Raw genomic sequence first — 26,693 nt, forward strand, 5'->3', positions numbered from 1 at the left:
AGACGCGAAGGGTTAAGCTCACCTACGCAAAAACCTTTGCGCCTCTGCGCCTTTGCGTCACACAACCCGACTTGTTTGCAAGGTCTTGCACCTAGACCAGGCGCGCTTCGGCAACGGCCTCGTCGGTTGTGAGCGTCTGGCCGTAGGCATAAGCAGCAGCCTGTTGCTCTTCGCTAAGCGCCATGCCAGCCGGTGCCAGAGCCTCATCGAGTTGGGCCTGTTCGGGCGGCGAAAGAGGCGAGCCGGTCGCCTCACGCAGGCTCGCCGCAGCAGCAGCGAGGTAGAGCGCACGTTCAGGTTGCCCGGTGAGTCCAGCAAGCACACCGACATCTTCAAGCAGATAGGGCAACGCCCAGCGGTCGCCAAGATCCGCATTGATGGTCAGAGCTTCGCGATAGAGCAGCCTGGCGGTTGCGTAGTCGCCTTCAGCGGTGGCTACCTTGCCAAGGTTGTTCAGCGAAATTGCGATCGCGTGGCGGTCACCGGTTGCCCGCTCAAGGGCCAACGACTCTTCAATATAGCCCCGCGCCACCTTATAGTCACCGATCTCGATGGCAAGCATGCCTAGGTTGCCCAGCGAATTGGCGATCCAGAGCGGGTTGCCGGCCTTGCGACGCACGGCGAGGCTAGCTTCAAAAGAGTGGCGGGCCTGATCCACGTCACCCTGGTGGAAGGCCACAATGCCAAGATTGCTCAACGCTTTGCCCTGCATAATCAGATCAGCACGTTCACGCTGGATCGCCAGACTTGCCTCATAGTGCGCTTGGGCAAGGGCATAATCACCTGTATGCATGGCCGTTGTCCCGGCATAGTTCAGCGTCTCGGCCAGACCAGCCTGATCGTTGAGCAGCGTAAAGGCCATCATCGCTTCGTCAAGCCAGGGCTGAGCCTCGGCGAAGCGGCCCTGTTTGCGCAACAGTTCGCCAATTAGCGCACGAGCCAGCGCTGCGTCTCGCGGCTGATCCTGGGCCAGCGCCAGGTTCAACGCCAGTTCATAGCGCAGATACGCCTCGTCCCACCGCCCAACCAGATCGAGTACCTTACCAAGACGAAGCAGTGGCTCAATCTGGGCTTCGGGGGGAACAAGCGCCAGCAACCGCGTAAGATAATCAATGGTCGCTGCATTCGCATAGATTGACTGCGCAGCAACCCCCGCTCGCCATAAATATTCTCGCCGTTTGTCAACATTTTCGCTGCGATCATAGTGAAAAGCGAGCAGATCAACCAGTTGCTCCTCCCCGGCATTGCGCTGCTCAAGATAGTGACCAATCTGCTCGTGAAGCATCGCCCGTGTTGCAAAAGACAAGCTCTCGTAGGTCACTTCCTGGGTCACAATATGCTTGAAGAGATAAGTCAATTCAGGATCAGGGCTATCGAGCGGAGTTAATTCGAGGGTACTCAGATTTTCCAGTTCACGGCGCACCCGCTCTTGCTGACCCAAAAAAGAACCCATTCCCCAGAGAATCGTCGCAGGGAAGAGACGACCAATGACACTCGCTACTTTCAACAGGTTCCGCTGGCTTTCCGTGAGCCGATCCACCCGACTGAGGATCAGGCTGTGCAGGCTTGGAGGGAGTTCAAGGCTGCTCAAGACACCTGGATCACGAGGATCGATGCCCTGGTCACGCATAAAGTTGAGCAATTCTTCCACATAAAAAGGGTTGCCCTGTGTCCGCGCATTCACTTGTTCAATCAGATGTTCTGGAATTGCTTCACGTGTGCCAAAAAATTGCTGGAGTTTCAGTTGCACCAGCATAGCGACTTCGTCAGGCAAGAGGTTATCGAGAGGCACTGCGCGGAAAGAGGGCACCTGCGTGATGACTCTATTGATGCGTTGCTCGCTTTGTGGCGGACGATAAGCCATCAGGATGAGAACGGGCATCGTCGCGAGGGTACGGCCCAGCACTTCCAGCAGATCATGCGAGAGCGCATCCATCCAGTGGCAATCTTCAAGCACAATCATCAGAGGAAAAAGACTGGCACGCGCACGCAGGCATGTCACCAGCAAGGCTTCAAGTGATTCTTTGCGCAGTTTTGCGTCGAAATCAATTGTTAATTCGTTATCAGGAATAGATATGTTGAGAATCGCGCCAAGCAATGGCAAGCGCGATACAAGATTCGCGTCAAGTTGCTCGAGTTCGGTTGCAAGACTTTTGATCTGTTCGGCCACCGTAGCCCGTGGATCAAGGCCAAAGAAGGCGCGCCAGACGTTCTGCCAGACGAGATAGGGCGTATTGGTGCCATAGGATTGGCAGGCACCACCATAGACCACCAGATTCTGGCGCGAAGCCGCCCGCACGACCTCGGCTACCAGGCGCGATTTGCCCAGGCCCGCCTCGGCAACAATGCCAACCACCTGACCATCGCCCCGTTGGGCCAGTTCAAGACGGCCCAGCACAAATGCTAACTCGGTCTCGCGCCCAACCATCGGTAGCACATAACGTGGTTCGTGCAGGCGGATCGTATCGCGATCAGTGCTGATCAGGCGATAGGTCGCGACTGGCTCAGCCTTGCCCTTGACCATGATGGGGGCGAGTGGTTCCCAGGTAAAGCGGTCACCAGTGGCCCGCCGCAGCGTATGGCTAACCAGAACCTGGCCCACCGTTGCATGTTGCATCAAGCGAGCCGCCATATTTACTTCGTCACCAAGTACACCATAGGTACGCCGAGTGATCCCTCCATATGCGCCCGTACGGGCACGACCCTGGCTCAAACCGATCTGAAACTGGTCGAGATAGCCAACCTCCCATTCACGCAGTTCAAGTGCGGCCATCACGGCGCGCACAGGATCATCTTCGTGGGCCACCGGGGCGCCAAAGGCTGCGTAGAAAAAACTACCTTTATCACCAATGGTCAATTGCAACACATAGGCATCGTAGGTGCGCAGCATCCGTTGCGCCTGCAGCATAAAGTTGTTCAGTTTGGTCTGGGCATCAGGATCGTGGTCATAGTCGATCCCGCCAAAACGCACAAAGAGAGCCACCACTGGGCGCAGCTCGGTGAGAAACTCTCCCATCCCGACCTGCAAGCGTTCGAAGATTGGTGGCAACATCCACTGACGATAGCCTGTTGCGTCAAGGGCCGTCTCGGGCAAGGTTGGCCATGGTGCAGGTGCCGCAACCGTACGCAACCCATGCAACACGGCAAAACGTGCGCTAGTGGCAGGATCAGTGTGCCACCCTCCAACGCTTGCCAGTTCGCCCAGCGCAAGCGCGGTTGCTTCGTCAAGCACTACCTGGCCCTGCTGGGCCAGATGCTCGGCTTCCGCCATGCGCTGGAGCGTATCGCCAGCCAGGACATCGAGGATCTGAATAGATGGGTCCCCAACGAGAAAACGGCGCACGACACCACTGGCAACCCCAACTTTGATCGCCAGACGAAACCTGCCCGCGCCTGCAACCTCAAGCTCCTCAAAGGTCGCCATTGCCTGTTGCAAGGCAAGCGCACACGTTGCCGCTCGATACGCCGCATGGGCTGAATCTTCATCTGAGGCCCCATCTTCAGATGCGGACGGAGCGACGGCGTCGAACCAGCAGGTAATGGCATCCCCGGCAAAACCAAGTACCGAGCCGCCATACCGGTCAACTTCGGCAACTAGGGCATCATAGACCCGGTTGAGTTGACGCGGTAGTTCTTCGGCTCCACGTTGCGGCCCAAGCGCCCGCACGAGCGATTCGGTCAGGGGGGTGAAGCCAGAGATATCGGCGAACAGGGCCGTACCGCTGGTCTGTTCACGAAGCGTGTGACCATGAGCCAGTGCCTGACGCCGATCCATCGGGATATAGGCGAGGGGCGATTCCATCGGTTGTGACTCCTACGGCAACATCTGCGATCCCGTCGCTGCCGAGCACGGCACGGGATCAGCAAGAAGCTTGACAAAACGTGTCTGGCCTTTCTTTACCGGCGCAAGACTGACTGGGGTCACCAGGATGCACCGATCCGCTTTGTTCCGGGCCTGCTTGAAGATAATTGCATACGGGATACCGTCTTCGACATAGAAACCGCACAATTCACCATTGTCACGCGCCCCATTCGTGCGCCCTACCAGCGCCCACCCGTCTTTCTCGGCACCATCGTAGTCGCCAAGCCCGGCTGCTTGAGTGTTGCGCTCGATCCAGACGCGTGCTCCCTGCTGCCGCGCACGGTAGAGGTTCTGGTTGACAATCCAGGTCTGTTGCGCCGGAGTCTCATCAACCAGGCCATCAGACGTGACCGCACGTACGTCAAAGAGGTAACTACCGTTGGCAAGACCTTGGTAACGGATCGGGCTGACACACGGCGCAAAGTTCGCAGGTTCACCTTGGTAGCTCAGGCGGCACTCAAAACGCAGGTCGCCTGTCCCACTACCTGCAAAGTCGATTGTTGCGACCGAGTCACTGATTGTTCCGCTTGGGCTACTGAGGATCGTTGTATCGAGCCCAGGATTACCCTGGATTGTCAGGCTGCCCGTTGCAGTCGCAGGCAGATAACGGGCCTCATTTTCGGTGAGAAGACCGGTGGGGCCTGGAACAAGCAGATAGGTGACGGCAAATGGGTACTCGCCTGGCGCAAGAGGTGGCAAGGCAAAATTGGCAACCCCGGTCGGGCCAGTCAACCCCGTGATCACCTGGTCACCAACACTCAAGTAGAGCCGCGCTCCCCTGATCCCTCCGTTGCTATCAGTGAGTGTTGCCGTGATCCGTGACGGATCGCCAGGCTCGACCCCGGCGGTTAGCGCTGGCTGCTGCTTCGCCACATCCAGGCTGGCCTCAATCCGAGCTGGCTGCAGCACAAGGCTACCCCCAAAGGTCGCGCCGACAACCTGTTGGCCCGTGCTAAACATGACGAGGGTGAAGGTGGCTTCCCCAGCACTATTTGTCGGCACCGTAACCGTCTGGGCGCCAATACTCAAGCTGATTGGCTGATCGGCCAGGTTGACGGCACCGTTGGCACTCAGGCGGGCGATAAAGGTTGCGGGCTGACCGAAGGTTGCGCCTTCAGGTGTTTCAAGGCTCAGATTGGTTGCCAGTGCATTCGCCGGCGTCGTTGGCACTGGCGGCGGCGGTGGCTCAATGACGGTTCCATTCACAAAACCGCCAGCCTGGAAGTAGAGGCCCAGGTTGGTATTCATCGCCGTCAGACCCGCCGCATTCACCGCCTGCACAAAGAAGGCGAAGCCCTCGGTGCCGTCGGCAAGCAGATAACTGCCCTCCCAGCCCGACGGATCAGCCTCGCTGGGGCCAAGTTGCATTGATTGCCACTGACCGGCGAGCGGGCCGCGTGCGGCCGTAAAGGTGACCCAGACCTCGCGCATTGGAACACCGCCGCCATTGGCCGAAACTTCGAAATCCACGCGGTCGCCATTACGGCTAAAGGTCACAACTGGGATCGCCGGGGCTCCGGCCAGAGCGGGGTTGAACCCGTTGGCATCAACCGCTGTCTGATCACTATAAAAGAGGCGGAAGTCCGCTGCACCATCGTAGTAGCGCAGCGTGCCCTCGATCTGATCGGGATTCGCCAGGAATTGCGCCGGGGTTAGTTGCAGACGAGTGCGCTCGCCGCCTGTGATCCCGATCACTTCACCAATCCGATTGATCGTCCACCACTGTTCAGGATAGAACGCCTCGGTGGGGAAGGTGATATGCACACCACGCAATTCGGTTGCCGGAGCGCCAGTCAATGGCAGCACATCGTACGCCTCGCTGTAGCTGCTGCGCAACAGAATTGCACCACGCAATTGCTGCCCCTCTTGCCCAACACGATACTGGACAACCGGCAAGACGGGTTCGCCAGGGCGGGCGATGACATCATCGGGTGTTGCCCCACGCACATAGGTTGCCTGCACCGTGGCTCCACTCCCCAGGGTTGTCACGTCCAGCGTCTCGACCGTCAAGTCTGGCCTGACGGTCACCTCGGCAACCTGCACACGGTAGAGTTCGTCTGGGGGGCCAATGGGTGTAAAGCTGTCGGGCAACGGTGGCAACGCCTCTGGCCCGAGCCGTTCACCTGGCATATTGATGCGCGTCATCGGCAGACCAAAGATCGCACTGATCGTCAGGGTCTTTTTGTCAATCCCTCGAATAACAGCCGCGTCAAGCAAGTAACGCTGCTTGGCCAGCACCAGGGCCTCGCCAACCGCCACTTCATCGCCCAGCGGTGACGTCGGGTCGCGATCAATGCGGAGTTGGTCAAAGAAGTTTGTGTAGAGCTTTTCGGCAAACTCGGTAAACTGGGTATCACCATACTGATAGCCCGTCCCGCCAACCAGGGTCGTCCCGCGGCGTGCAAAGAACTGCGCCCAATCGGGTTGGTCAGTTGCCCCCGCAATTGCCGCACCGTCGGGTGTATTGTAGCCCGAGTGACATCCCGGGCTGACCACCAGTGCGCCAGCCAGCCGCGATGCGCCAAGATCGGCAAGATCGGCAGTCCGTAGCACGGTAGCATAATCAGCAGCCTTGAGTGCGCCATCGCTGAAATGACCCGCTAGATAGAGCAGGTCGTAGTCTCCGTTGCTCAACGCACTACGCAGATCATCGGCAGTCCACGTTCCCGGCAACTGGTAACTATCGGTGCTCGGCGAGAGCAAGGTTGCCGCAGCCTGATTCGTGCCCAGGCTCAGGCTCTCGGCAATCGCACTCGCCGACTCAAAGTGGAAATCGTATCCACTCACAAACGAACTTGTCGGAACCACAACGCCATTCGTTGCAAGGTACCGATTCAGCATCGTCATTGCCTCGTTTGCCGTTTCGACCAGTCGGCCAACCGGTAGATCCGGGATCGCCAGGCGCGTCGTGCGGAAACTGACGGTAAAGCGTGCGCCATACTCATCCTGCCCCAGAATATAACCAAGCCGCAAGGCTGCCTCAGAGCTGCTGTCATTGTCTACCGGTGGCTTGAATTCGCTCTCATTGCCAAGCAACGCTTGATCAGGGTAACGGAAGAAGGGGATGACGTCATCGCCACCAATCAGCACGATATACCGCAGACTCGGATTCAAGGCACGATAGCGCTCAATGAGCGCCTTGATCTCGCCCGCTACGAGATTCTTCGCCTCGGGGCAACTGATATTCGCATCGGCGGTTGCATGCGCTGCCGCAATGCGCGCATCCAACCCTACGTCAACCAGGACACCGCCAATCTCAGGGCGTGCCATAAATGTGCCAAGCAGCGTTTGCAACTGGGTCAACTCGCTGGCACTGCCGGGTAGTCGGCTCAGATCGGTGAGCACCAGGGTCTGATACGCTCCTGCCTGAGCAGGTAACCCGTTGGTGTCGACAGCAGGCGGCACAACATTCACACAGCTGCTCTCGTTCGTGGCCGCCGTGAGGGTAAAAGGTTGCACAGGATCATAGGCACCATTGCGGCCATAGACGGCAATGTAGATGCGCCCGCGCTCATTGAAGGTGTTGAGCGCCAGCGTGCGTGGCAGCGTTCCTTCAATATCAGTATATGCAAGCAGGCCACTGTCAACCACAATGCTTGCCAGGTCTGAGGCTTTGAAGGGCGACGCCTTAAACGGCGACGCCTTAAACGGCGAGGCTTTGAAGGGCGACGCCTTAAACGGCGAGGCTTTGAAGGGCGACGCCTTAAACGGCGACGCCTTAAACGGCGAAACAACCGCCTCGGCCAACAGATTCGGCTGAAAGGCACCTGGGGCAAAAGCCAGGCTGGTGAAAGCCTCCGGGCTATAGAGCTCGGGGGCGAGCGTATTGGTAATAAAGTTGCTCGCCTCAAGCGCCGTATAGTCAATCTGAGTCTGGGCAAGCGCAAGCGTTGTGGTGAGATCGTTCGTCGCAGCGGCAAGGATCTCTTCGGCGCGCGCATTGAGATCATTAAAAAGGGCTACATCATAGCCTGCCGGCAGGTTCGTCAGATTCACTACCAGGCGGCTGAGTGGTTCCACTTCCACATAGTACCAGCGCACCTGCTCAGCAAGGGCGAGTTGCTGACTTGCCGTCGGATTGGCCCTACCGAGCGGCAGTGCCTGATACCAGACGGTATTGTCAGGCCCAACGGGGGCGCATGTTGCCAGGGCCGAGCTATTGCCAGCACTATCGGTTGCCGTTGCTGTGACAAAACTCCCTATGCCAACCGCAAGGGTACGTGTCATTGGCACGGTACCATCTTCGTCGGTGACAACCTCGAAGGTGTCGAGCAAGGTACGTGCTTCGGCATTGCCCCCGGCAGCACAAAATTCACCGCCAAAGAGCTGTACGGTGTACGTCATATTGCCCGTACCGGTCAACAGCCACCCTTGTATATTCGCCTTTCCTGCTACCGGAAAGTCTGGGATCGCGGTGGTAAGCGTTGGGGCACGTTGATCGTTGTTCGCCCCATTGCGCAAGACAACGCTGCTGCCGTTGTTGTAGATGCGATTGCCAAAGATACGATTCGCGTTTGTGGTGGCTCCTTCAATCAGGATCGCCTGCTCTCCATGGCCGGCAATGACATTGCCGGCCCCGTTGGCCAGACCGCCAATCGTATTATTATTGGCCCCACCATTGAGCCAGATGCCGAGGTTGCCCGAGCCAAAGGTGTTCACAACCGCATTGCCCGTGACATTGACGCCGATATGGTTGCCCTCGATCCGGTTGTTAGCGCCGCTCGGCGCTGCCACATCAATGCCATACGCCGTGTACCCGCCGATCACATTGCATGCACCAGTGCATGCGCCGCCCGGCGTGACCCCGGTCGTGCCACCGATCAGGTTGTTGCTGCCCGTCACGAGCATCGCCACCCCATTGGCCCCAAGCGATGCCGTACCTGCCGCATTCGTCCCCAGATAATTGCCCTGTATGACATTATTGCTGGCTGCGGCGACCCGGATCTGCTCGAAGTCATTGCCGGCGATCAGGTTGCGCTGACTTGCCAGGGCACCGCCAATGAGATTGTTGTCTGAACCATTGAGGAAGATCCCAATCTGACCGTTGCCCCGATCGAGTGAACCAGTGGCATCAGTGCCAATAAAATTACACGCAAAGACATGATTGCCACCCTCAGCAAAGATGCCATCGGCGGCAAACCGGTTGATCACCATGCCACGTACGGTACTTCCGCTAGCAGCTGCATCCAGGATGAGTCCGAAACTCGCTCCGCCTGCCCCACTCACCTCGATCGCCAGCGTTGGCGGCCACGTGGCACAACTCGCACCGGGTTGGCTCAGACCATCCAGGATGATCGGTGCGGTAATACGCGGCAGATCGCTGGCAAGCACAATCGTCTGCACCCCTGTTCCCGGCAGATCAAACCTGATCGTTTCATGCTCCGGCGTTGCGTTAGCCTCGAGAATTGCCTGACGCAACGAACCCGGTCCACTGTCGTTCGCATTCGTCACAACAAGCACGTCATCAAACTCGATTGCTCCAAGATCACAGGCACCGTCAGACGCACGAGCAACCCCACGCTGATCGGTCGGCGCACAGGTCGCTACATCGCCAGCATTGCGCGCCGGGCTTGTGCGCTCAAGGGTGTAGAAAAGACCCGAGGAGTCAAGCAGAAGGCCAGGATTTGCCTCGCTAAACCCAGGACAACTGCCGCCGGGGCCTTCAAGATTTGTCCCACTCTCAGGACTCAAGGCTTCGATTGAGCAGTTTGGCCGAAAGAAGCCGGTATGACCAGTGATGATCGAATTATTGATCGTAAAGAGCGCTCGGTCTGAACTGCCGTAAATGCCACCGCCCGCGCTGATTTCTCCAGATAAAATATTATCAGCGATCGTGACATTGTTGAGCGTAATCGTGCCCTCAACGGCATAGATGCCACCTCCATAGCTCTCGTAGCCAATGGCCTCGTTCCTGCTAATGGTTGCATTCTCGATCACCAACGACCCAGAGGCGTGTGCAATCGCACCGCCGTGAGCCGTCGCAATATTATTGATCAGGGCACTCTGGCGAATACTTGCCGTGCCATAGTTGCTGAGCGCCCCCCCATTCCGTTCGGCCTCCCAACTATACCCGGCCTCGTTATCACGTAACACCACATTCGCCAAGGTGAGGGTGCCAAAGTTCAAGATCGCCCCACCCTCAGCAGGGCCGGCATGACCATGTGCCAGTGTGAGATCCTGCAACGTGAGGTCTGCGCCAGAGGCCACTTCAAAGAAGCGAAATTCCCCCTCGCTTGTGCGTCCCCGCTCGAAGGTTGCCCCATTGCCTTCAATGATCAATGGCCCACCAGCAGCAGTGACCACCGGCAAGCCATTCAAACCATTTTCTGTGCTAATATATTCCACATCAAACTGATAGATGCAAGCATCTGTCAATTGAAGCGTATTCGCTTCTGGCGAATTCGTTGCTGCTGCCACAGCCTCAAGCAAAGCATTCGTATCGCATGCGACCACTAAAGGCTCAGCATAGGCTGACTGCTGCAGATTGCCAAAACTTGCCGCAAGCACGACCAGGATGACACTACAAAGCAAAGCGAACCGCAACACCATAGCCTGTTGCTGTGCAATGAAGGCCATTTTACGCTCTCCCTGGGATATGCCTTTTGATCACCCGCCTAGTGGATCGAGTTCTTATTATATTGATATGGTACAAGCACAACCTGACAAAAGAATTATTTGTGCGAAAAATAACAAGATTGTCATCCAAAGAAGCCCGTGTGAGGAGGGTCGGAGGAGCGCGGTTCACAGGCCCGCTCCTTCGCTCTTCCCTACACGGGCTTGCGCCTAGCTCTCAGGCGTTGCTTTATCCCCGGCCTTATTCTCGCCTACGCTGGCGCGCATCGCTCTGGCCTGTTGCTGCAGGCGCCGAAAATAGTCATTCTCGGTAATCTCGGCGACTTGGTTTTGCTGGCGTGTACGATCAATTTCGATCCGCAATTCCTGTACCTCACGGCGCAGGTTCTGCTCACGGGCAATGACTTCGTCGGCCATCTGCTGAAAGGTGCGCGCCAATTGCCCCAGGGCATCCTCGCGGCGCACCACTTGGGCCAGACTCGCGGGGGTATAACGGCCATCATTGATCGCCTGTGCGGCTTCGGTAATAATGCGTACCTGGCTGATATACGCATAGTCTTCGATCACGTCACGCACCCGACTTCGCAAATGCCGCGTCAGCACATGGATAATGCCACGCGCCACGCCGCTATGATTCTCGATTAAATCATAGAGAACGTCTTGACGCAGGCAAAGCAACTCGGTGGCTTGCGTCGCTGTCACCGAAGCACTGCGCGGCTCGGCATCGAGCACCGCCATTTCGCCGACAACCTCACCCGGTCCCAGTTCATTGAAGATCAGAGCGTCATCATGAATCCGCACCCCTCCCGAAATAATGACATAGAGGCTGTCACCTACATCACCTTTCTGGAAGAGCAATTGACCTTCGCCAAGGCGCACCGACTCTAGCGCCGCTGCTATCGTTGGAAGCGCATCCTCATAGGCACCGTCAAAAAAGCGCACTGCCTCTAACAACCTGATCCGTTGGCTAAGAGCGTCCAAGGTTGATTTATCTCCGGGTGTGTTGTTCATAAACTGACTAGCATTGACATCTATCGAGCGGCACTATAGCATAGCACGATAGACAACCCGTTGGCAAGCGTATGCCGCAACGTTGATCCAGGAGTTCCAGCCATGAACCAACCCGTCGTTCGTTTCTATCTGTTCGATACCGGCTCGTGCCGTGCCTCACTCCATCAGGCCTTACGCGGTGCCCCTCCCGAACCCATCGCGTTTCACGCACTTGTGGCCCTGATCGAGCACCCCCGGTATGGTTGGATCCTCTGGGATACCGGCTATGCGCCGCGTCTCTTTGAGGCGTTGCGTCCCTGGCCTTTTCTGCTCTACCCGCTCCTCATGCCGCTGGTGATTGAACCGCACCTGGCCCTTGTGACCCAGTTGCAACGACGAGGCATTGATCCCGCCGAGATTGGCTATGTGCTGGTGTCTCACTTTCACTTTGACCATATCAGTGGCCTGCGTGATTTCCCACGGGCGACCATTGTTGCCGACGTTGATGCACTTGATAGTGTGATCGGGCTGGATGGCTTCGCGGCGCTGCGCCGGGCCTTTGCCCCTTCCCTCTTGCCCACTGATTTTGGGCAACGCGTGCAGCCGGTGTACCACTTCAACGATGCCCCGCTGCCCCCCTTCGGGACTACCCACGACCTCTTTGGCGACCATTCGCTGCGCCTGGTACGCTTGCCAGGCCATGCCCGCGGGCAGATGGGCCTCTTGCTGCAAACCGACACTGGCCCCGTCTTTCTGATTGCTGACGGCGCATGGCTGACCCGTTCGATTGAAGAACAACGCGGCCCCGGCCCCTTTGGCTATCTCATTGCCGACAATGCGCACCTGGTCGACCAAACTCTGGCCCACCTGCATACTTTTGCCCGCGCTAATCCCGATGTCACCCTCATCCCCACCCATTGCCCTACCAGTTATGCCCGCATTGAGCCTGTGGCTTCGGTCTGAGGCCTCCGGCCAAGCCCCCACGTTTCTGGTGGGTTTGGACGGCAGAGCCGTCCAAACCCACCAGAAACAAAGTTGACCCACGCCCCTGCACCATGCTATACTAGCCCTTGTCTTGATGATTGCTTTTGTATCCTTGTTCTAGCAATAAAGAAGGTGCCATATGGCCCAGACACGTCTGGTCATTGCCGATGATGAGTCAATCATTCGCATGAACCTGAAAGAGACTCTCGTGGGTCTTGGCTATCTTGTCGTCGGAGAGGCTGGTGATGGTGGCAGTGTCGTCCATCTGGCACGTGAGTTGCAGCCTGACCTAGTGCTCATGGATATTAAGATGCCCAAGCTGGATGGGATCCAGGCTGCCAAGATTTTGACCGAAGAGAAGATCGCTCCTGTTTTGCTCTTGACCGCCTACTCTGATCGCGATCTCGTTGAGCGCGCCAAAGAGGCCGGCGTGGTCAATTATGTGGTCAAGCCCTTCCGCGAGGCTGAGTTGCTGCCGGCGATCGAGATCGCCATGGCTCGCTATCAAGAGTTTCTTGAGATGGATCGCGAAATTTCCGATCTGAAGGAGACCCTTGATACGCGGAAACTGGTTGAACGCGCCAAGGGGATTCTGATGGATTCCCAGGGCCTCAAAGAGGCTGAAGCGTTTCGCAAGATCCAGCAACTCTCGATGAATACACGCAAGTCGATGAAAGAGATTGCCCAGGCCATTATTCTGGCCAACGAGATCTAGGTCTTCTGTGTCCGAAGAGCCTCAGCCCTCTGCGGAGTCATTAGCACCGCCAGAATCTGCTCTGCGGTCGTGGATCAGGGCTGCATTGCCGTTTGTTGTAACGGCAATCGCAGCCGTTTTTGTCAGCCTTGCGTTCCAGGCTTGGCTCTTCTCACCAACGCCAGTGACTTCCCCCCCTGTTGCACAACCTGCAACCGAGGTGCAGCCTACATCGGTACCCACACCGTTGCCAACGCTTGTGCCTTCAGCAACACCTCCCCCGACAATGCTTGACGAGAGTGCCCTGCGCCTCGATATTCTTGATCTCCAGGCTGAACAACGACGCCTCTGGAGTGTGATCTATCTCCTGCGCGCCGTCGCGCAGATTGATGATGTGCTTGCCGCATTGCAGGCGAATGATCTGGATGAAGCCGACCGCACCCTGATGCTGGTCTATCGTTCACTGGATCGGGCTTATGCCGTTAGCGCCGAGCAGGACAAAGGCCCGATCGACTCGTTCCGCCTGCAGATTAGCCAACTCCGCGACGAACTCCGCCTTCGCCCCGAAGGGAGTGACCGGCGCCTCCGCCAGATCCGGCGCCTCATCCTCAGCCTCGTCGAAGCCTAAAACCCTTACCCCGTCGCTTTTTCAGGTGCCCCATCAAAAGCAACAAAACGATACCCTACGCCGCGCTCGGTGAGGATGTAGCGCGGATTGGCCGGATCTTTTTCCAGTTTCTGCCGCAAATAGGTAATGTAGAGGCGCAGATAGTGGTTTTCGTCGCGGTATTCTGGCCCCCAAACCTTCGATAACAACATTTCGTGCGTCTGCACATACCCAGCGTGTTGCACCAGATGGTAGAGCAGGCGATATTCAGTGGGCCGTAAATTGACCCGTTCACCTTCGACAAGCACCTCACGACGGGCAAAGTCAATGCTCAGGCGTTCATCAACCTGCACGAGCGTCTGTGGCACCGGCGGCGTAGCATAGTGACGGCGCAGCACGGCCCGAATCCGGCTCACGAGCTCACGATGGCTAAAAGGTTTGCCCACATAATCATCAGCCCCCAGCTCTAACCCGCGGATGCGATCTTCTTCTTCGTCCTTGGCCGTCAGCACAATGACCGGTACCTGCGTGAATTGACGAAGACGGCGCAAGGCTTCGAAGCCATCGAGTACCGGCATCATGATATCGAGCAGGATAATATCTGGCATCGTCTCACGAACCTGATCAATGGCCTCGCGCCCATTCGAGGCGGTTGCTACACGCATCCCCTCGAGTTCAAGATTCATCCGCATAAAACTGACCATCCGCGGCTCATCATCAACAACCAGCACCAGTTTGTCTTTGAGCTCTGACATACAGCAATCCTGTCCTTCTAGCCGACGTTCACACCAGCTACAAGCTATGCTATCATAGAGCAATGCAAGTTCTGATCACTAACCTTCTTCTCCTCACAATCGCGGGCGGTATTGGGTATCTGGTTGCGCAGGGACGACCAGACTGGTTCGGGCCAGAGTCTCGTCAGCGCCTCTTCTTTATGGGCTGGATTATTGCCCTGTTGCTCGCCGGTGCCCTCCGAGCAGCAGCAATAGTCTATGGGCCAGCGTCAATGTTTGCCCTGTTGAGCATCGGCGGTGGTTTTGCCCTCGGTGTCTGGCTCGGCCTCCGCTTGTTGCGTGCCGAGCGCCCCCGTCGGCGCTGAGTTTACTTACGTGCGCCGTAGCAAGGCGCGCCGAATGATGGGCAGCCGGAGGGCAAGCAAGACGAGCAAGATCACCCCGAAGATCACAGGCTCACGGATCACTTTTGCTAGCCACAGATAGTGCAAGACGGCGAGGATGGCCGCCAGGTAGACGAGGCGGTGTAAACGCCGCCACCAGCGCCCGAGTTTCCGCATCGCTGCCCCGTTGGACGTCAAGGCAAGCGGAACAAGCAGCAAGAACGCCGCCATCCCTGCCAGAACATACCGTTTTTCACGTACCGCCTGGCTGATCAAGCCAAGATCCAGGCTGTAATCCACCACCACAAATAAGAAGAGATGCAGCACGATATAGCCAAAGCTGTAAAGACCGAGTGGCTTGCGTGCTGCCATGATCCATTTCCACCCAAAGAGCAGATTGAGCGGCGTACACGCTAGCGAGGCGATGAGCAGCACGAGCGCCGGCTTGCCTGTGCGCAGGATGAGATCCTGGATCGGGTTGACACTCAAGCGCCCTGTCATCGCATCAAAAAAGATGAGCCCCAGCGGCAAGAGCGCCCCGATCGTCACCATAAGATCAAGGATCTGGCGCTTAATAAATATATGTTTTCGCTTAATAATTCACTCGCAAATCAAGATTCTGATACAATGCTGCAACCTGATCTTCGTAGCCGTTGAACATCAAGGTTGGGCGGCGTCCCTGCTCACCAATGCGTCGTTCACTAGCCTGTGACCAGCGCGGGTGAGCCACTTCGGGATTGACATTGGCGTAAAAACCGTACTCATTGGGGGCCAGCGCCATCCAGAGCGAGGTTGGCATCGTGTCAACCAGTTCGATCTTGACAATCGCCTTGATGCTCTTGAAGCCATATTTCCAGGGTACCACAAGCCGCACTGGGGCACCACTCTGGGCCGTCAGGGTCTGACCATACAACCCGGTGGCAAGCAGGGTCAAATCGTGCATCGCTTCATCAAGGCGCAGCCCTTCGACATACGGCCACGGATAAAAACGATCCTTCTGCCCTGGCATCTCTTCCGGGCGATAGACGGTCTCGAAGCGCACATACTTCGCCTCGGGGCGCGGTTCAACAAGCGCGAGCAAACGATGCAAGGGCAACCCGAGCCACGGAATTACCATTGACCAGGCTTCCACACAACGCAGCCGATAAATACGTTCTTCTTGCTCAAACGCAAGCAGATCCTCCAGCGCAAAGACACGCGGCTTGTTGACTAGGCCACTAACTTCCAGTTCCCACGGTGACGTCTGAAAGTTAGCGGCTAACCGGGCAACGCCCTGTTTATCCGTCGTAAACTCGTAATAATTATTGTAGGTCGTAATGGCTTGAAAACTATTCACAGGAGCGCCCAGTTCATCCGTTAGCCCAGCAGCCTCTTGCTCAAGAACTTCCGGTGAAACATACGTGCCGCCACCGCACGCTGTCAACAAGGCTGCCGCACTCAACGCGCCGGCAGCCCCGAGAAACGCCCGACGCGACAGATACAAACCCTCGGGCGTGATCGCCGAGGACGGAATTTTCTGCACACTCCCTCCATCTCCAGGTAGCTTAGAGCACTCCCACGGTACTATTATCGCCGATCAGCAACCGATACGCCTTCGGCTTGAGTGGACTACGTGTCACCGTCACATTGCGCCCGATTAGGCTATCCTCAATGCGTGCTGGCATACCACGGATCGTACTATGTTCTAGCACGATGCTATGTTCGACCTCACTATCTTCGATTAGACAGTGATGATAAATAGACGTAAAAGGCCCGACATAGGCATTCAAAATTCGGGTCTGTTCACCAATAATGGCCGGGCCACGAATGGTCGAATTAATAATCTCGGCCCCAGCCTCGACAATCACCTTGCCAATCAGATTCGAATCGCGGTCAACATACCCATGGACAACTGGCTGCATCTCCTCGAGCACGAGGCGATTGGCTTCAAGCATATCGTCTTTCTTCCCGGTATCGATCCACCAGCCATCGTGGATATAGGGAAAGACCTGATAGCCCGACGTAATGAGCCACTGAATGGCATCAGTAATCTCGAGTTCGCCACGCAGCGAGGGCGTAATGCTATGCACGGCCTCAAAAATGTGGTGGTCAAACATATAGACCCCAACCAGGGCCAGATCGCTCTGTGGATCACGGGGTTTTTCGATCAGGCGATCGATCCGTCCATTTTCGTCCAGCTCAGCAACGCCAAACGACCGAGGATCAGCGACCTGTTTGAGCACCACCTGGGCATTGAAATCGCTATGTCCAAATTGTTGGATCAAGGGACTGATGCCACCCTGGATACAGTTATCACCAAGGAACATCACAAAGCGGTCATCGCCAATAAAATCCTGACTAATCTTGACCGCGTGGGCCAGACCGAGAGGCGCATCCTGCTCGATATAGGTAATCTGAACCCCCCAGCGGCGTCCATTGCCAACTGCGGTGCGGATCTCCTCGCCAGTATCACCAATCACGATCCCAATATCCCTGATCCCGGCATCCCTGATCGCTTCAAGCACACGAAAGAGAACCGGTTTATTGCCAACAGGAACGAGCTGTTTGGCACTCGTATAGGTAATCGGGCGAAGGCGCGTTCCCTTGCCTCCACTCAGCACGAGCCCTTTCATGCAACAACCTTTCCATAACCACGGCCATAACCCATGCTTCTATTGTACCAGTATCCGCGTGTTACATGTACACGAAGCGTTGCAACCGCATGGTGCTTGCCCGGTAACCTGTTGATGGGTGCAAAAGAGGCCAGCAATGCTGGCCTCTTTTGCACCCATCAGGATGTTCAGGTCGGTAGCCCGCGCCATCATCTAACGATAGGGACGAATAGCACCGACAAACGTATTCTGCCAGTAGCTACTCCAGATACTTGAAGCCTGCACGCCATAGCTTGGCGTCATCGCGTGAACCATCCGGCCACCGCCGAGATAGAGCGCCACGTGGCTGATGCCACGACGCCCACCGGTATTGGCAAAGAACATCAAGTCACCGGGGGCAAGGCTGCCCATACTGCCAATCATCGCACCATAGCGTGTGCTGTACTGACCGGCAGCACTATGAGGCAGATTAACCCCAAACTGGCGATAGACATAGCTGGTCAGGCCACTACAATCGAAGCCCCGGGGGCTGCTGCCACCCCAGACATACCGTGAACCAATAAACTGTACCGCATAGCTTGCGACATCGCCACTCGCAGGCACACTGACCGGAGCACCGCCGCCGCCACTGCTGCGCGTCTGCGCCACCGCAGTACGCACAGGCAGCGCAGGGATATCATTGGTAACGGGAACCCGACGGGATGCCATTGGCGAAACGCGCAGCAGATCCGAGAAAATCCAGGCCCGGGTTCCATTTTCGAGTTCAACCCGGTACCAATCTTTATGGCGGGCAAGCAACTTCACGTTATTATCGGCATTGATCGAACCAACCCGATCATAAGCAGAACCCGGACCACGGCGCAGGTTGACTCGGTTTTCCAATACCATGCCGACCAGGGGAGGATTGGGATCAGGAATAGAGGAAGCAATTGGAATGCGCTCGATGACCCCATCAACAATATTCAAAAACTCTGACGTGACCCAGCCATACTGTGAACCATACTCAACCAGGAACCATTCCTCATACCGTTGAATAAGGGTCAACTCCTGACCAGCCGTCATCTTAGCCATACTCACATAGTTCACCCCAGGGCCATCTCGCAGGTTCAGACTTTCTTCGCGCACCACGCCAATTTTGGGCGGCGGGGGCGGTGGGATAACGTCAGCAGGAACCTGATTGAGCGTGTAGACGACGGCCTCAGGAATATTCACCAGTTCAGCCGAGGCCCAATAGAGTGTCTCTTCGCCGACACGACGAATCTGGAGCCACTCTTCAAAGCGTGCGACAACCTCAATTTCGGTACCAACCTGAACACGATCAACATCATCATACGCAAGGCCAGGGCCATTCCGTAGGCGCACGGTGTCGCCCGCAATCGTTGCCGGTACAATCAACGGCGCAAGCAACTCGGTGCGGGAGGAGAGCGAAATAGGTACCGGCAGCGCATCGTGCTCATCAAGAGGAGGATCACCGACCAGCGGTACACCATCTTCGATCTGCAACGCGACCGAACCAAAAGCAGCTTCACCTGGCAGGAAGAGCGCACTCGCTTCGGGAGCAGGGGCAACAGGAACAGTGGTTGGCAACTGACTCAGCAGCAATGCCAGAGGGATCATCAACGCAATGATCGCGTGGAGAATAAAGCGTGTCGGAAGATAGGAAACCCAGGTACGGGGATGAAGAAATGCAACGATGCCGCTGGAACGAAGGCCTGCGAAAGGGTGACTCTGCTGACGGTAGCGATCGTGGCGTCTCGACGCCTGTTGTTGCAGATGTTCAGTGCTACTGCGCAGGTCTGAAGAAGGCTGATTGCGATTAAGCTCGATCATGGAGCAATATACCTCACTTGTAATCCATACGGCGCATATGCGCAGGTCTTATGCCCGCAATACAATCGGGGTGCCTTTGCGCCTTCACTGGCTATCAGGAACGAGGGGGCCTGAATATAACACAGGTCTGCACACCCTACAACTATCAGAGCCGTATCAGGTCTTAAGTGGGTTGTTACCGTGCTGGGAAGGTGACCGGCTTTGAGTTTGCTGCCCCACATCCGCTTTCATCGCACGTGCAAGCGTAAGTTATCTGGGGAGGCTACACAATCACTGTGCGCCAAAATGGTAAATCTAAGTTTAAGATATGTCACGCATTCTGTCAATAGTACCTGTGATCCAGTCGTTTTTGTGCATTAGAATGCCAAATAGTCTACGTAGCCTTTTGTACAAAACAGGATTAGTGTCAAGACTTTTTCGACTACGCATCATTTGCCCGGGTCTACAGGTAGCTGCAATGAGCCGTTCTCAGTCACATGTCGCTAGTCTGAACGATGGCTGATATGACGCTGCGTAAGCTGATAATCATTGTCAGTTGCTCGTTGACAGTTTGAGGTCTACGAACTGTGACCATAGTACTATTATATCAACGAAACGCCGGGTTTAGCCTTGAAGCCCGAAACGCCATGCGCTGGGGCCTTTAGCCTCAACCCTCGCGTATTACCAGACAATCAACATCATTGGGACGATCAGCACTGCAGCGATCATAAGCAAAAAGACGAGCAATTTGAGTTGCTCAGCGGTACGGCGGTTTCCTAGTTCCTGACGGACAGCGGGGTCATAGGGAACATTTGGCAACTCGCCCAGCAAAACCTCACCAAGCGCCCCAGGATTCGTGAAGAGGGTCTGAACAAAGGTTGTGATCAACTGGCGTGTGGTGATAAGGGGTGGTGCCCAGTACGCGTGATCAGGGCTGATTGGTTTACCAGTTAAGGCACAATGGAGTTCACCCTTGATGACGGTGGGCGAAGGGCCAGATGATGAGGTGGTAACCGGTACAGACATTGTCTTGTTCCTCCTGCGCATTGGATGAGATGCAAGTTGTTCTGCCGACGCTAGGCAATGCGCCGCACAAAACGCTCGATCCTTTCAAGCGCAACTTCAATCTTTTCCATCGACGTTGCATAACATGCACGAACATACCCCGCCCCACTGGGGCCAAAAGCATCGCCAGGGATGACCGCGACATGCTCTTCGGTGAGCAGTCGATCACAAAATTGTTCACTCGTCATCCCAAGGTGTCCGATAAAGGGGAAGGCATAAAAGGCCCCCTGTGGTTCAAAGGTCTTGAGGCCAATCGCATTCAACCCATCCACAATCATGCGACGACGCCGATCATATTCAGCAACCATTGCCTGCACACTTGCTTCCCCATGGCGCAGCGCTTCGATCCCTGCATACTGGCTCATCGTCGGGGCCGACATGATGGCATACTGATGCACTTTGCGTACCGCAGCCGTGATTTCTTCAGGGGCGGCCATCCAACCAAGGCGCCACCCCGTCATTGCATAGGCCTTCGAGAAACCACCGAACAAGACGGTGCGGTCGCGCATCCCTGGCAAGGAAGCAAAGCAGGTGTGCTCAACACCATAGACAAGTCGGTCATAGATCTCGTCCGAAAGGACAAGTAGATCATGGCGTCTGGCAACCTCGGCAATTTCACGCATTCGTTCTGGTGAAAGCACCGCCCCGGTCGGGTTGTTGGGATAGCCAATCATAATGGCCTTGGTCCGCGGGGTGATCGCTGCTTCGAGCGCCGCCCCGGTTACCTGGAAGCATTCTTCGACCCGGGTGGGCACATAAACTGGACGCGCATCAGCCAGTTGCACACTGGCCATATAGGCCACAAAACACGGCTCGGGCATCAAGACTTCATCGCCAGGATCAAAGAGAGCAAGCGCCGTCGCCGCCATTGCTTCGCTCACGCCAACGGTCATGAGGACGTCGTGTTCAGCGTCATACATGACGTTGTAGCGCTGCTTCAGATGCTCCACAACGGCTTCACGGAGTTCGTACAGCCCCGAGTTTGACGTGTAGGCGGTTGTCTGATCAATTGACCGTTGTCCTGCCTGACGAATCACCTCGGGTGTCATAAAATCTGGTTCACCGACCCCCAATGAGATCACATCGGGCATGGTGGCTGCAATATCAAAAAAGCGTCGAATGCCAGAGGGAGCAATGCCGCGGACACGACGCGAGATACGCTCGGAGGACATGGAAAACTCCTGACACTTGGCTGCACCATCAACTGCTTCTTGGTGCAAGCTTATCTTACCACGCTGATCGATCCACACTAATACCAGGGCCTCGCCCTAGCGATGCCCACGTTCACGCCCATACGCGATAATTTCATCCAGGAACCGCGAGGGCTTCAGTTGTTGCCCGCGATTCCGCCCCGGTGTCCACGAAAGATAGAGGCGCTCGCCAGCACGCGTCAGGGCGACATAACAGAGCCGCCGCTCTTCTTCGATCCCTTCGCTACTCCCCATACTCCGCTCGTGGGGGAGGGTCTTCTCTTCGAGGCCGGTAACGAAGACAAAGGGCCATTCGAGGCCTTTCGCCGCATGAATCGTGAGCAACTGCACCTGATCGCGCGCTTCGTCACCGGTGTCGGCTGAGGTAAGCAAGGCGATCTCTTGCAGCAGCGAACGCAGATCAGTATGCTCTTCGGCTGCCAGCATCAGTTCTTGCAGGTGCGCACGCGCCTCGGGTAGTTCTTCGGGAGTGAACCGTTGTTCCAGGGCTGTCATATAGCCGCTCTGCTCGAGCACATCGGCCAGGAGATGATCCGGTGGGGTTGTGCCCTCGGCCATGCGTTGCCAACGGGCAAAGAGACTCGCGAGCCGGCGCGCCCCCTCGGTGGCTTTGGGTGACAGGCTCTTCTGCGCTTCAGGATGACTCAGGCTTGCAACCAGGTTTAACCCTGTCTGCCTGGCAACGTCAGTTAAACGGGCCAGCGCCTGCGCGCCAAGCCCTCGCGGGGGGACATTGGCGATCCGATTGAAACTGAGGCTATCAGCCGGATTATTGATGACCCGCAAGAAAGCTATTGCATCACGAATAACGGCCCGATCATAGAAGCCCACGCTGCCACGTACCGCGTAGGACAGTCGGGCATGGCGCAAGGCTGTTTCAAGCGGACGACTCATATGGCGCGTCCGATAGAGAATCGCCATCTCACGGAGTGGACGGCCCTGCTGCTGCAATTCGCTGATTGTCCGTGCAATCTGTTCGGCCTCTTCACGGCCATGCTTGGCCTCGTTGATCAAGAGGCAACGATCACCAGGCAGCACCTTGCGGGCCGCCTGGAGGTTCATCGGGGCAACGCTGCGGCTATGGCGAATGACGGCATAGGCGGCATCAAGGATCGGCTGACGCGAACGATAATTGGTTTGAAGTTCGATCACCTGCGCTTCAGGGAAGTCGTGGGCAAAGCGCGTGATAATGCTATGGTCAGCATTGCGGAAACCATAAATGCTCTGCATCCCATCGCCCACCACAAAGAGCGAGCGCGTCTGCGCATTGGCAACCCCAGGCCGCGTGAGCAACTCGACGAGCGCATGCTGACTCGGATCAGTATCCTGATATTCATCAACCAGCACATGGCACCAACGCGCCTGGCATGCTTCAAGGACGTCGTGGTGTTCGTGCCATAGCCGATGGGTCAGCAGAATAAGATCGTCAAAATCAAGGGCATTGGCCTGTTCCAGAGCACGTTGATAACGACGATAACATCCAGCGACAAAGCGATCAACCGGATCAGGGCTCAAGCGTGCCATCAAGCGCGGCGAAAGCATCCGGCTCTTGGCCCGCGAGATGCGCCGCAGTACCTCATCGGCTTCGATCAAAACTGGAGGGCGTTCCGTTGTGTTGGCGAGGGCTTCCGCCGCAAGTTGAAGTTGTTCATCGGCGGCATAAATCGAAAAAGCCCCGGTATAACTCCCAATGCGCCCACCGATCTCCTCGCGCAGCAACCGCGCACAGACGGCGTGAAAGGTTCCGGTCATCAGACCGCGTACCCCTCGCCCGAGCTGCTGTCGCAAGCGCTCGCGCATCTCTTTCGCCGCTTTATTCGTAAAGGTCAGCGCCAGGATCGCGTCGGGCTTCACACGGTGCTGTTCGATCAGATACGCAATCCGCAAGGTTAGCACGCGGGTTTTACCGCTCCCCGCCCCTGCCCGCACCAGCACTGGGCCAAGCGGGGCCGTAATCGCCGCACGCTGCGCCTCATTTACATTCCTCAGAGCATCCATAGAAATATGTTATGTTTGCCGCCGGATCGCTGTTCAGCAGCCTTTGTTTCTCTCATCAGGTGTCAGTTTGACGAACAACTGATAAGGTTGCATCTTACCACACCTCGCCTGTGTACACGAGGGTGGTATACTTGTCCTGCGCCCACCGCAGGACGTGAAGAAAGACCGCTGGCAGGAAGCTTATGATCGCATCATTGCGGGGAACACTCATTCAACTTGGGGCTGATCACCTGGTACTTGAGACGGGAGGGGTTGGCTATCTCGTCTATGTGCCACGTACGGTGCTGAGTAACATGGGCTCGCCTGGCGATATGCTCTTTCTCTATACCTTGCTGCTGGTGCGTGAAGATAGTATGACGCTGTATGGGTTTATGACGGTCGAACAGCGTCAACTTTTCGAGTTGTTCCTGACGGTGGCCGGGGTTGGGCCAAAAGTAGCCTTGAATCTTTTGTCAACTGGCGATCTTGATGTGCTGCGCGTTGCGATTGTGCAAGGCGACACCACCACGCTGGCGCGCGTGCCTGGCATTGGCAAGAAGACAGCCGAGCGCATCTCGCTCGAACTCAAGGGCAAAATAGATCTCAAAGGGTTGCCGGCAACCCCTGCTCTGCCGCCAGCAGTCGCCGCGCTCAATACGGAACTAGCCGAACTCCTCACCAGTCTCGGCTATACGCAGGCCGAGGCGGTAGCAGCCCTGGCCTCCATCCCGGCTGAGGCGCCCCCTGAGCTTGAAGAGCGGCTACGCCTGGCTCTGCGTTATTTTGGCAGTGCCTGACGAAATGGCGCACGGTTGCTCAACCCTGATGCACGAGGGCAACCCATTCGCCCTCGCTGTGGCGTTCGCGCAGATGCAGGCCCGCTGCGGCGAGCGCGGACGTGACTTCTGCTTCGCGGGTGTTGATGATGCCACTACTGATCAATATACCGCCAGGTTCCAGGTTCGCCGCGAGATCATCAGCAAGCGTGATCAGCACCCGGGCGATCAAGTTGGCCACGATCAATGCAAAGGTCTGCGGAGTTTCATCAGAGGCGGTTGGTTGCCGCTCGGCCTGCTCACCAAAATCACCACTCAGCCAGTGGCCCATCTGCCGTCCCGCCCCAAGGCTCCCCTCGGCGACGGCAACAACCGTAGCAACCTCGTTGTGGGCAACATTTTCAGCGGCAACCTGGACGGCAACAGGATCATTATCAAGCGCAAGCACTGGCCGAGCACCGAGTTTGGCTGCGGCAATCGCCAGAATCCCTGAACCGGTACCCAGATCGAGCGTACGCATACCCGGTTGCACATACTGCTCGAGGAGGCTCAGACAAAGGCGCGTTGTCGGATGGAGCCCCGTGCCAAACGCCATGCCAGGGTCGAGGCGCAGAACAACCTCCTCGGGGCGGGCTTCATGTTCCAACCACGAGGGCACAATCACGGTACGCGCACCAATATGCATGACCGTGTAGTGCTCTTTCCACGCATTAGCCCAGTCCTCTTCAGCGAGCGTACGCACCTGGAGCGGGCCAACCGAGCGCATCTGACCCAGGTACCAAAGGGCCTGCTCGATGCGTTGACGCGCCTCTTCAGACTGTGCATCGAGGGGCAAATAGGTACGCAAGACCGACGGGCGGCTCGGATCGTAGCGAAATTCCGGCCCCTCGTCGCCTGGTGTCCAGGCTGGCTCAACCACCACCCCGCCATTATAGCCATAGCGAGCCAGCACTTCCGCGACTGACTCGACCGCCTCTTGATCCACCTCAACCGAACACTCAAGCCATGCGGTCATACAAGCTACCCTATCTTCCACCGTGTCCCCTGGGGGCCATCTTCGAGTGTAATGCCAAGCTCGGCGAGCCGCATGCGCACGTGATCAGCCAGCGCATACTGCTTCGAGGTGCGCAACTCGGCGCGCAACTCGATCAGCAACTGGATAAACGGAGCGATATCCTGGTTGCGTTCGCGTCGCGACGGATCGAGGCGCAGGCCCAGTACCCCACCAAGTTCACGCAACGCAGCCTGGGCAGCAGCAAATGGTGCGCCACCCACGCCCGCATCACGGGCGCTATTGATCGCCCGTACCAGATCAAAGAGGGCGGCGACTGCCCCGGCAGTATTGAAGTCCTGATCCATCACCCTGGTAAAGAACGCCTGCGTTGTAACCACGGCACTGGCGAGATCCGCCACAACCTCACCGGTCTCCACGGAGCCTACCGGTGGTTGCAAAGCCGACAACAGGCGTTCGAGCTTACGGGCGTTATCGTTAGCAACAGCGGTATTATACGTCAACGGACTACGATAGGAACTACTGAGCACAATCAAACGGAGCACATCGGCATCATACTGCGCGAGGAAACTCGCAATGGTCACCACATTGCCGAGCGATTTCGACATCTTCTCGACCTGGCGCGTCACTGGATTGACGAGTTGCAACATCCCATTATGCACCCAGAAGCGGGCAAACTGCTTATCAGTCAGACTCTCGCTCTGCGCAATCTCATTCTCGTGATGAGGAAAGACGAGATCGCTGCCACCGCCGTGAATATCCATCTGTTCACCAAGGTGTTTCATGCACATCGCCGAGCATTCGATATGCCAACCTGGGCGGCCTTCGCCCCACGGACTCTGCCATGCCGGTTCACCGGGGCGAGCTGCTTTCCAAAGCGCAAAATCAGCGGGCGACTCTTTGCGCGGATCAACCTCAAAGCGCGTTCCGGTGAACATATCAGCCAGTGAGCGTCCCGAGAGTTTGCCGTAATCTTCGTCCTTGTGAACCCGAAAATAGACATCCCCCTCGGCAGGATAGGCATAGCCCTTGGCGATCAAGCCCTCGACAAACGCACGGATCTCGGGGATAGTTTGACTGACCCGCGGATAAGCCGTTGCGGGCAACACATTGAGGTCCTGCAACTGGGCGAGAAACTCTTCGGCAAGTTGCGCTGAAAGGTGCAAAGGATCAACGCCCATGGTCTCGGCACGCGCAATGATCTTATCGTCCACATCAGTAAAATTGACGATATGGCGCACTGTGTAGCCACGATACTCAAGATAGCGCCGGATCACGTCAAAGACAATAGCCGACATCGCATGACCGATATGAGCTTCGTCATACGGAGTCACCCCACAGACATACATCCGCACGACACCTGGCTCAATCGTTTCCAGGGGCTCGATCTTGCGGGTGAGCGAGTTATAGAGCATCATCGTCATT

18 protein-coding genes are annotated in these 26,693 nt (G+C 56.8%); 5 read left to right on the plus strand and 13 right to left on the minus strand.

The window, feature by feature from the left end; translation table 11 throughout:
* Positions 1-91: 91 nt before the first annotated feature.
* The 3 genes from EKD05_RS00995 to EKD05_RS01005 all read right to left on the minus strand — a co-directional run bounded on the left by EKD05_RS00995 (position 92) and on the right by EKD05_RS01005 (position 11,416).
* Positions 92-3,802, minus strand: coding sequence for a tetratricopeptide repeat protein (locus tag EKD05_RS00995; RefSeq protein WP_129670433.1), 3,711 nt, complete (start codon positions 3,800-3,802; stop codon positions 92-94).
* Positions 3,803-3,814: 12 nt separating this feature from the next.
* Complete coding sequence (locus EKD05_RS25600; RefSeq protein ID WP_165360523.1) at positions 3,815-10,438, minus strand: choice-of-anchor Q domain-containing protein; 6,624 nt, start codon at positions 10,436-10,438, stop codon at positions 3,815-3,817.
* Between the two features lie 207 nt (positions 10,439-10,645).
* Complete coding sequence (locus EKD05_RS01005; RefSeq protein ID WP_165360524.1) at positions 10,646-11,416, minus strand: cyclic nucleotide-binding domain-containing protein; 771 nt, start codon at positions 11,414-11,416, stop codon at positions 10,646-10,648.
* A gap of 132 nt (positions 11,417-11,548) precedes the next feature.
* Between EKD05_RS01005 and EKD05_RS01010 the strand changes: the two genes are divergently transcribed.
* The 3 genes from EKD05_RS01010 (at position 11,549) to EKD05_RS01020 (ending at position 13,731) form a co-directional block, all read left to right on the plus strand.
* On the plus strand, positions 11,549-12,388 hold the full coding sequence (locus tag EKD05_RS01010) for an MBL fold metallo-hydrolase (RefSeq protein WP_129670435.1): 840 nt from the start codon (positions 11,549-11,551) through the stop codon (positions 12,386-12,388).
* Positions 12,389-12,548: 160 nt separating this feature from the next.
* On the plus strand, positions 12,549-13,124 hold the full coding sequence (locus tag EKD05_RS01015; RefSeq protein ID WP_097653236.1) for an ANTAR domain-containing response regulator: 576 nt from the start codon (positions 12,549-12,551) through the stop codon (positions 13,122-13,124).
* 199 nt (positions 13,125-13,323) lie between these two features.
* Positions 13,324-13,731, plus strand: a complete 408-nt coding sequence (locus EKD05_RS01020; protein ID WP_240695567.1) for a hypothetical protein — start codon at positions 13,324-13,326, stop codon at positions 13,729-13,731.
* Positions 13,732-13,736: 5 nt separating this feature from the next.
* Here the strand turns inward: EKD05_RS01020 and EKD05_RS01025 are convergent, their stop codons facing one another.
* Positions 13,737-14,465: a response regulator transcription factor gene (locus EKD05_RS01025; RefSeq protein WP_129670436.1), complete on the minus strand. Its 729-nt coding sequence runs from the start codon at positions 14,463-14,465 to the stop codon at positions 13,737-13,739.
* Between the two features lie 62 nt (positions 14,466-14,527).
* Between EKD05_RS01025 and EKD05_RS01030 the strand changes: the two genes are divergently transcribed.
* Entirely contained in the window at positions 14,528-14,809 is a 282-nt protein-coding gene (locus EKD05_RS01030; protein ID WP_129670437.1) for a hypothetical protein, read from the plus strand.
* A gap of 6 nt (positions 14,810-14,815) precedes the next feature.
* Here the strand turns inward: EKD05_RS01030 and EKD05_RS01035 are convergent, their stop codons facing one another.
* The 7 genes from EKD05_RS01035 to EKD05_RS01065 form a co-directional block, all read right to left on the minus strand.
* Positions 14,816-15,379: a sulfite oxidase heme-binding subunit YedZ gene (locus EKD05_RS01035; protein ID WP_129670438.1), complete on the minus strand. Its 564-nt coding sequence runs from the start codon at positions 15,377-15,379 to the stop codon at positions 14,816-14,818.
* 40 nt (positions 15,380-15,419) lie between these two features.
* Positions 15,420-16,349: a protein-methionine-sulfoxide reductase catalytic subunit MsrP gene (gene msrP / locus EKD05_RS01040; RefSeq protein WP_129670439.1), complete on the minus strand. Its 930-nt coding sequence runs from the start codon at positions 16,347-16,349 to the stop codon at positions 15,420-15,422.
* 22 nt (positions 16,350-16,371) lie between these two features.
* Positions 16,372-17,439, minus strand: a complete 1,068-nt coding sequence (locus EKD05_RS01045) for a glucose-1-phosphate thymidylyltransferase (RefSeq protein ID WP_129670440.1) — start codon at positions 17,437-17,439, stop codon at positions 16,372-16,374.
* 192 nt (positions 17,440-17,631) lie between these two features.
* Positions 17,632-19,248 carry an SH3 domain-containing protein gene (locus tag EKD05_RS01050; RefSeq protein ID WP_129670441.1) on the minus strand — a complete coding sequence of 539 codons (1,617 nt, stop codon included), beginning with the start codon at positions 19,246-19,248 and terminating at the stop codon, positions 17,632-17,634.
* Positions 19,249-19,908: 660 nt separating this feature from the next.
* Positions 19,909-20,253 (minus strand): hypothetical protein, encoded by a 345-nt coding sequence (locus EKD05_RS01055; protein ID WP_129670442.1) that lies wholly within the window; start codon positions 20,251-20,253, stop codon positions 19,909-19,911.
* A 50-nt stretch (positions 20,254-20,303) separates the two neighbouring features.
* Positions 20,304-21,464 (minus strand): pyridoxal phosphate-dependent aminotransferase, encoded by a 1,161-nt coding sequence (locus EKD05_RS01060; RefSeq protein WP_129670443.1) that lies wholly within the window; start codon positions 21,462-21,464, stop codon positions 20,304-20,306.
* 96 nt (positions 21,465-21,560) lie between these two features.
* On the minus strand, positions 21,561-23,501 hold the full coding sequence (locus EKD05_RS01065) for an ATP-dependent helicase (RefSeq protein ID WP_129670444.1): 1,941 nt from the start codon (positions 23,499-23,501) through the stop codon (positions 21,561-21,563).
* Between the two features lie 182 nt (positions 23,502-23,683).
* On the opposite strand from EKD05_RS01065, the gene ruvA reads away from it, so the two are divergent.
* Positions 23,684-24,277 carry a Holliday junction branch migration protein RuvA gene (gene ruvA / locus EKD05_RS01070; RefSeq protein WP_129670445.1) on the plus strand — a complete coding sequence of 198 codons (594 nt, stop codon included), beginning with the start codon at positions 23,684-23,686 and terminating at the stop codon, positions 24,275-24,277.
* 19 nt (positions 24,278-24,296) lie between these two features.
* Here the strand turns inward: ruvA and EKD05_RS01075 are convergent, their stop codons facing one another.
* Complete coding sequence (locus EKD05_RS01075) at positions 24,297-25,271, minus strand: 50S ribosomal protein L11 methyltransferase (RefSeq protein WP_129670446.1); 975 nt, start codon at positions 25,269-25,271, stop codon at positions 24,297-24,299.
* Between the two features lie 5 nt (positions 25,272-25,276).
* Positions 25,277-26,692 carry a cysteine--tRNA ligase gene (gene cysS, locus EKD05_RS01080; RefSeq protein WP_129670447.1) on the minus strand — a complete coding sequence of 472 codons (1,416 nt, stop codon included), beginning with the start codon at positions 26,690-26,692 and terminating at the stop codon, positions 25,277-25,279.
* Between the last annotated feature and the right edge of the window lies 1 nt (position 26,693).

The sequence above is a fragment of the Candidatus Chloroploca sp. Khr17 genome (genome assembly GCF_004138165.1).
GTDB lineage: Bacteria > Chloroflexota > Chloroflexia > Chloroflexales > Chloroflexaceae > Chloroploca.